Genomic DNA, 6,209 nt, shown 5'->3' on the forward strand with positions numbered 1-6,209 from the left:
TCGTGGAGGTAGCCGTTCTTGAACCCAATTAAATACCCTTGCTAAGTTAAACTCTTAGTAATTAATTATACTCTCATGAGAGTAATAAAAGAGCGTTAACCAAATGCAGCAGCCTTGCTTATACGTTAAAAGCTTTAAGTCTGAATATGCTACTGATAGCGACAATATCCGTAAAGTATTCAAACAAGCACGGCAATCTGCCCCTTGTGTTTTGGTATTAGAAGATATTGACTCTCTATTAAATGATGAAAACCGCTCTTTCTTTTTAAATGAACTTGATGGCTTTGCCTCTAATCAAGGAATTGTGACTATTGCAACCACTAATCATCCAGAACGTTTAGATTCAGCAATTAGCGATCGCCCCAGCCGCTTTGATCGCAAATATCATTTCGATTTACCAGAGTTCCCAGAGCGAGAAACCTACATCAAATTGTGGAATGATAAATTAAACAGTGGAATGGGATTATCTGAAGAGGTTGTAAGTCGGATAGCTGCATTGACAGAAGGATTTTCTTTTGCCTACCTCAAAGAATTATTTCTCTCATCAATGATTAGTTGGATGGGAGCAATGGAAACTGGGGCACTAGAGAAAATCATGATTTCTCAAGTCGCAATTTTACGAGAACAAATGAGCAGCATAACTGTTAGCAACAAAAATTTAGAAAATTAACATGAAATTTTATCGAAACAGAATTCAGAATTCTGACTCCTGAATTCTGAATTCTTCTTTAATTATTCATCAATCTGCCAGGAATCCTTAGTTAATTCTTCATCTAGAATTTTCTTAGGACGCACAATGATAATAATTTGTCCTAGTAAAGGAATTTCTGGCTCAGTTTCAAACCACTGAAAATCTAATTCACCACCATTTTCAACAACAAAATAGCTAGAGGCATCCCATTCTCGTTTGGCACGATCTATCACAACTACAACAGGCCCGACTTGGCTTTGGGTTTGGATGGGAAAGCGATCGCTATTCGCTAAAATCACTACTGGATCTTCTGCCGCTAATAGCACTTGCCAACCTGGTAATGGAACCCAAGCTTGCTCTCCAGAAAACTTAACCAGACGAAATGGTTCAATTTCTGTCAATATTGGCACAGCTTGCAAATCTTGCCGTGATAATGGCAACTCACCCACTACGGGCAAAATTCGGGGTAATTGTTCTTCAAATTCCAGGCGGTAAAAGGGTAAAATTGGCGCTGGACGCTGGGGAACGGTAGTAAAATCAGTCAGTAGCTGTTCAATTTTTTGCCTTGCTGCTGGCGTGTGAGCAAAACGTAAACCTTTAGCGATCAGGCGCGATCGCTGTTGTAAATCTGCATTTTGGCGTGCCAGTTTCCAAACTTGATGAGCAACAGCATCTCCCGGATGGGCAGAAAACCCTTCTGGTAAAGTGCGGAAATATGAGAACTCTTTAATTGCTTTTGCGACTTCCTTCACCTCATCAGCATCAATCTTGTGTAAGAAGATCAGTTCGGCGGCGGCGGCGCGTTCTTCTTGGGTGAGCAAACGGAGTTCATATAAAACATCACTACCGCGTGTGGCATAGTGCGATCGCGTTTCTTCCGATACTCCAGAGTTTTCCAAAGAATTGTAAACTTGAGAACCAACAACTACCTGATTTTGTTGAATTGGCTCAAATCCAGTCGCCTCAAAAATTTCTTGGGGGTTGTAACCGGTTTTTAGCAACGAGGCGATCGCCGTTCCCCATTCCACCCAGTTGCCTTGTTTTTGCCTCAGTCTTCGTAGTAACTCTTGTGCTACATCGTTGGTAGCATTTTCTTCGGGATTCTGAGCGTTGGGTGGTAGATCAGTCATAATCGGGATGCAAGCTTCAACTTGAGAGGATGATTAACACCTCATGAGCAAGTCTTATTCTAATCTATAGAATTACCCAGACCTACTGTCTTGAGTTCAGAAAGAGGCAGGAGGTTGGAATTTTAACCACTCTAATTCCAAGCTATTCTACAAGTAACACTACTCACATCTGTACGCCATTACTGCGCGTTGTATCCAAAGAAGATTTGTGAACCTACCTTAATCTATGCAAAACTTTAGCTGAACCCTAATTTTCTTCTTAGGGCAATTCATCTAGACGCAAAGCGTGAGCCTATGCGGTGGAAGGGTTTCCCGGTATCAAGAAACTAGCGGTAGCGTAACCCTACCGCGTGTAGTTTTAGGTAAGTCCTACTATGATGAAAATCGCCATAGTTACGCTGATTTAGTTGATTCTCTTAGTGCAATATTTCCTAATTCAGATATTTCAGCAGGTAAATTTTCTCTGTATAGCTCACTCTTGTAGTTTTAAAATATGCAAAATAGCTCCGTATAAACCCTTGGCAACTTTTAGCTATTCTCAACTAAGCTTGGTATGGAATATAACAAGATAGTGAATATTTAAAGGAAATATCTTATGGATAATCCCAGTGTCGAAATTGATAAAGTCCAATATCAAGTAATGACTCTCGAACGGCCAAAAAAGCTGAAAATCTTGGTAGTTGACGATGAGCCAGATAATCTCGATCTCCTTTATCGCACCTTTCGACGCGACTTTAATGTTCTGAAAGCTGATAGTGGAGTGAACGCCCTACAAGTTTTGGCCTCAGAAGGGGAGGTAGCTGTGATTATCTCCGATCAACGGATGCCAGAAATGAAAGGAACTGAATTTCTGAGCAAAACTGTACCTCAGTTTCCCGATACGGTGAGGATAATTCTCACCGGATTTACTGATATTGAAGACTTGGTAGAGGCGATTAATGCTGGACAAGTCTACAAATATATCACCAAGCCTTGGGATCCAGGAGAACTCAAGGCAGTGGTGCAAAGAGCAGCAGAAACCTACGACTTGCTCAAGCAACGTACAGAAGAATTACGCCGCGCTCATGCTCAAATGGCGCTGCTGAGTGTTTTGGTACAGGTAACTCAAGCAGCTTCTAGTTTAGAGGAAACTCTCGCTCCAATTGCTAAGGCTGTGAGTGAAACTTTTGGGACAGAAGGCTGTATTTTACAACTTACAGATGGAAATACTCTGATTGCAACTCAAGGAACTTACAGCAATACAGGTAAAATAGAGAATTGGCTATCTCTTGATCCACTAACAACGCAAGCGATCGCCACTGGGCAAATGCAAGTTTCTTTAAATGTACCTAAAGATACTAAACTAATTGATGCTACCCACTACCAAAATACTGGTGTGCAAGCACATTTAGTTATCCCAATTAGCTACCATAATCAACTTTTGGGCGTATTATCGCTACAGTGGAAACAACCTTGCACTTTGCGGGAAGATGAATTAATGCTAATTAATTTATCAGCACAACTGGTAGCGATCGCTCTGACTAGCAGTGGATACCATCAAACCATTGCGTAGTTGTCATTTGTCCTACCCTGCGGGAAGCCGCTAGCGCGTCTATGTCATTTGTCTTTTACCCTTGGCAAATGACGAATGACTAATGACCAATGACCAATGACTTATTGACCAATGACTAACGAAGTTCAATCCATTTTTAACCGTATTGCTCCAGTTTATGACCAATTGAACGATTGGTTGAGTTTGGGACAGCATCGAATTTGGAAGGAAATGGCAGTTAAATGGAGTGCGGCTAAATCGGGTGATACTGTATTAGATTTGTGCTGCGGTAGTGGCGATCTAGCTTTACGTTTGGCAAGGCGCGTGGGAGCGACAGGATATGTATATGGAGTGGACTTTTCTTGCAACCTACTAGAAACAGCTAAAGAACGTTCCCAAAAGCAATACCCTCAACCTGCGTTGGCTTTGCCCTCTGTAGGCATCGCCTGGGTAGAAGCAGATGTACTAAATTTACCCTTTGACGACAACCAATTTGATGCCGCAACAATGGGCTATGGTTTAAGGAATGTTAAAGATATTCCTCGCAGTCTCCAAGAGTTATACCGTGTTTTGAAACCGGGTGCTAAAGCTGCAATTTTGGACTTTCATCGACCAAGCAATCCTCAGTTACGTGCCTTTCAGCAGTTGTATCTGGATAGTTTCGTGGTGCCAGTTGCCAATTATTTAGGGTTAAAAGAAGAATATGCTTACATCAGTCCCAGCTTAGACCGCTTTCCCATAGGCAAAGAGCAAATAGAGTTAGCGCGTCAAGTTGGTTTTGCTGTTGCCACACACTACCCCATTGCGAACGGTATGATGGGAGTGCTGGTAGTCAGCAAATTTTAGATTTTAGATTTGGGATAGCGTGGCCTAAAGCCTTCTCTTCTCTTTCAGAGACGCTAACGCGAATGAGAGGCTTTGCCAACGGCATAGCTTCGCTTAGAGCGAGTATGCAAACGTTTTTTGGATTGGGGACTGCGGAATAGGTAATGGCTAATGGAAAATCGTTAGTAGTTAGTAGAAAAACAACTCATAACTAATAACCGCCAATTACCAATCCCCAATCCCTAATTTCTAATCTAGAATTCAAAATCCAAAATCCAAAATCCAAAATCCTGTGGACTGGTCTCATCTTTGGCTTTATGTGTCTCCCCCGGTACTGGGTGGAATTATTGGCTATTTCACAAATGATGTAGCCATCAAAATGTTGTTCCGTCCTTACAAAGCAATTTACATTGCTGGACGAAGAGTACCCTTCACGCCTGGCTTGATTCCCCGCAACCAGGAACGTCTAGCTTTGAACATTTCCAAGACCATTATGGGGTCACTGTTGACACCACAAGAATTACAAAATTTGGCGCGGCGTTTATTGCAAACAGAACGCGTGCAAGCAGCAATTCTCTGGTTGTTGCGATTAGCGATTGAACAAATCAACACAGAAAAAAACGAGAAAAGTGCCAAAATTGTCGCGGGAATTTTGCGGGATTTGCTAGGGGAATCGTTACCTCGGTTACTCAAGGTTTTAGCGCGACGTGAAGACTTTTTAGAAGCGCAAATCAATCAGATTTTTGACCAGATATTGCTAGAATTTCAATTGAGTGAAGAACAAGCGACAAGGCTTGCTGATTGGTTGTTAGAAGTAGTTTTACCACCGGATATGCTGCGCCAAGCGATAGTTGATTTTTTGACCGATCGCACGATTCAAATTATTGATGAAGGGTTCCGTGAAAAAACCAGTGGTACTTATTGGGTTGTAGCAAATTTGTTTGGCTTACGTAACACTCTTACACGGCTACGAACTTTTTGCTTAGATGAGAAAGAAGCTACCAACAATCGCTTGCAGGAATTGACTCAAGATTTGCAAATACGCGATCGCATCAGGAAATTCCTGCAAAATTTATCATTACAAAACTTGCCGATGGGTACGGTGCGTCAACTGCGAAAGACCACCCGCGAAAGTGTCCGCCATTACCTGCAAAACAGTGGCAGCGATTTTTTACAAGGATTAACTGATTCTGTTGATTGGGAAAATATTGCTGTAGTGCTACTGAATCGTCTTAGCACTTCACCGGTTGTCAGTACTTCTTTAGAAGTGATGAGTCAAGAGTTGGCTCTAATTTTAGACAAGTATTTGGAAAAAGATTTAGAAGTAATTGTGGCACAGGCGATTCCGATTTTATCCATAGATCAAGTGATAGTTGACCGCGTGAAATCAACTTCACCTGCTGATCTAGAAGCAGCTATCGAGGGAATTGTCAAAAATGAATTGCAAGCCATTGTGACTTTAGGTGGTGTTTTAGGTTTTGTTATCGGCTTATTGCAGACAGTATTTTTAGTATTAAGTCAATATTAATTTTTTGTCAGATCATAGCTGCAAGTTGCCCAAATTCTGAAATGAGCGAAATTGAGCGATTGGCTTTTGGCAAGAGATATGAGTTATCAATACCCAAGCAAAGCCCATAACAAGCGTATAAAATTTTGCCCTAAAACTCGTGCTGCAAGCTGAGTACAGATGGATGCGATCGCTGTGTACATAGCTTTTTCAAAAAGCAAACAGTAATCCTAATACTCCAGCAACTATCTATATCTATATATATTTTTTTAAATCCACCGCCTGCATTAAGTAAGTTGGCGCGGAAAAACCCAAGTATATTACGAAACGTAAATAGGCTTAAAGTCCTTACTAATGACCAATGACAAAGGACAGCCTTCACCAGTTAGCTTTAATTGCGCCAACCTACTTACTACAACATTAGGTATACCAATATCGTAAGGCTGGGCAATGAGACAACCGCGCTCGGTCCAGAAGTGATGCAACAAAGCTATAACGGATTGAAAATTCACGCTTCCCCCATCC

At 41.5% G+C, this 6,209-nt stretch carries 7 protein-coding genes; 5 read left to right on the forward strand and 2 right to left on the reverse strand.

Annotated features, from left to right (window positions below):
• Positions 1–103 precede the first annotated feature (103 nt).
• On the forward strand, positions 104–670 hold the full coding sequence (locus V7K69_RS26655) for an ATP-binding protein (RefSeq protein WP_335040012.1): 567 nt from the start codon (positions 104–106) through the stop codon (positions 668–670).
• A gap of 62 nt (positions 671–732) precedes the next feature.
• On the opposite strand, the gene V7K69_RS26660 is transcribed toward V7K69_RS26655, so the two are convergent.
• Positions 733–1,821, reverse strand: a complete 1,089-nt coding sequence (locus V7K69_RS26660; RefSeq protein ID WP_335040014.1) for a RuBisCO accumulation factor 1 — start codon at positions 1,819–1,821, stop codon at positions 733–735.
• A 286-nt stretch (positions 1,822–2,107) separates the two neighbouring features.
• On the opposite strand from V7K69_RS26660, the gene V7K69_RS26665 reads away from it, so the two are divergent.
• The 4 genes from V7K69_RS26665 to V7K69_RS26680 all read left to right on the forward strand — a co-directional run bounded on the left by V7K69_RS26665 (position 2,108) and on the right by V7K69_RS26680 (position 5,705).
• Entirely contained in the window at positions 2,108–2,305 is a 198-nt protein-coding gene (locus V7K69_RS26665; protein ID WP_335040016.1) for a hypothetical protein, read from the forward strand.
• Between the two features lie 111 nt (positions 2,306–2,416).
• The gene (locus V7K69_RS26670) at positions 2,417–3,373 is read left to right on the forward strand and encodes a response regulator (protein ID WP_335040018.1); all 957 of its coding nucleotides are present in this window, start codon (positions 2,417–2,419) and stop codon (positions 3,371–3,373) included.
• Between the two features lie 111 nt (positions 3,374–3,484).
• Positions 3,485–4,198, forward strand: coding sequence for a bifunctional demethylmenaquinone methyltransferase/2-methoxy-6-polyprenyl-1,4-benzoquinol methylase UbiE (gene ubiE / locus V7K69_RS26675; protein ID WP_335040020.1), 714 nt, complete (start codon positions 3,485–3,487; stop codon positions 4,196–4,198).
• Between the two features lie 271 nt (positions 4,199–4,469).
• Positions 4,470–5,705, forward strand: a complete 1,236-nt coding sequence (locus tag V7K69_RS26680) for a DUF445 domain-containing protein (RefSeq protein WP_335040022.1) — start codon at positions 4,470–4,472, stop codon at positions 5,703–5,705.
• Positions 5,706–6,004: 299 nt separating this feature from the next.
• On the opposite strand, the gene V7K69_RS26685 is transcribed toward V7K69_RS26680, so the two are convergent.
• A partial coding sequence (locus V7K69_RS26685; protein WP_335040024.1) for a hypothetical protein occupies positions 6,005–6,209 on the reverse strand: 205 nt, incomplete at its 5' end.

The organism is Nostoc sp., from assembly GCF_036917775.1.
Lineage (GTDB): Bacteria > Cyanobacteriota > Cyanobacteriia > Cyanobacteriales > Nostocaceae > Nostoc.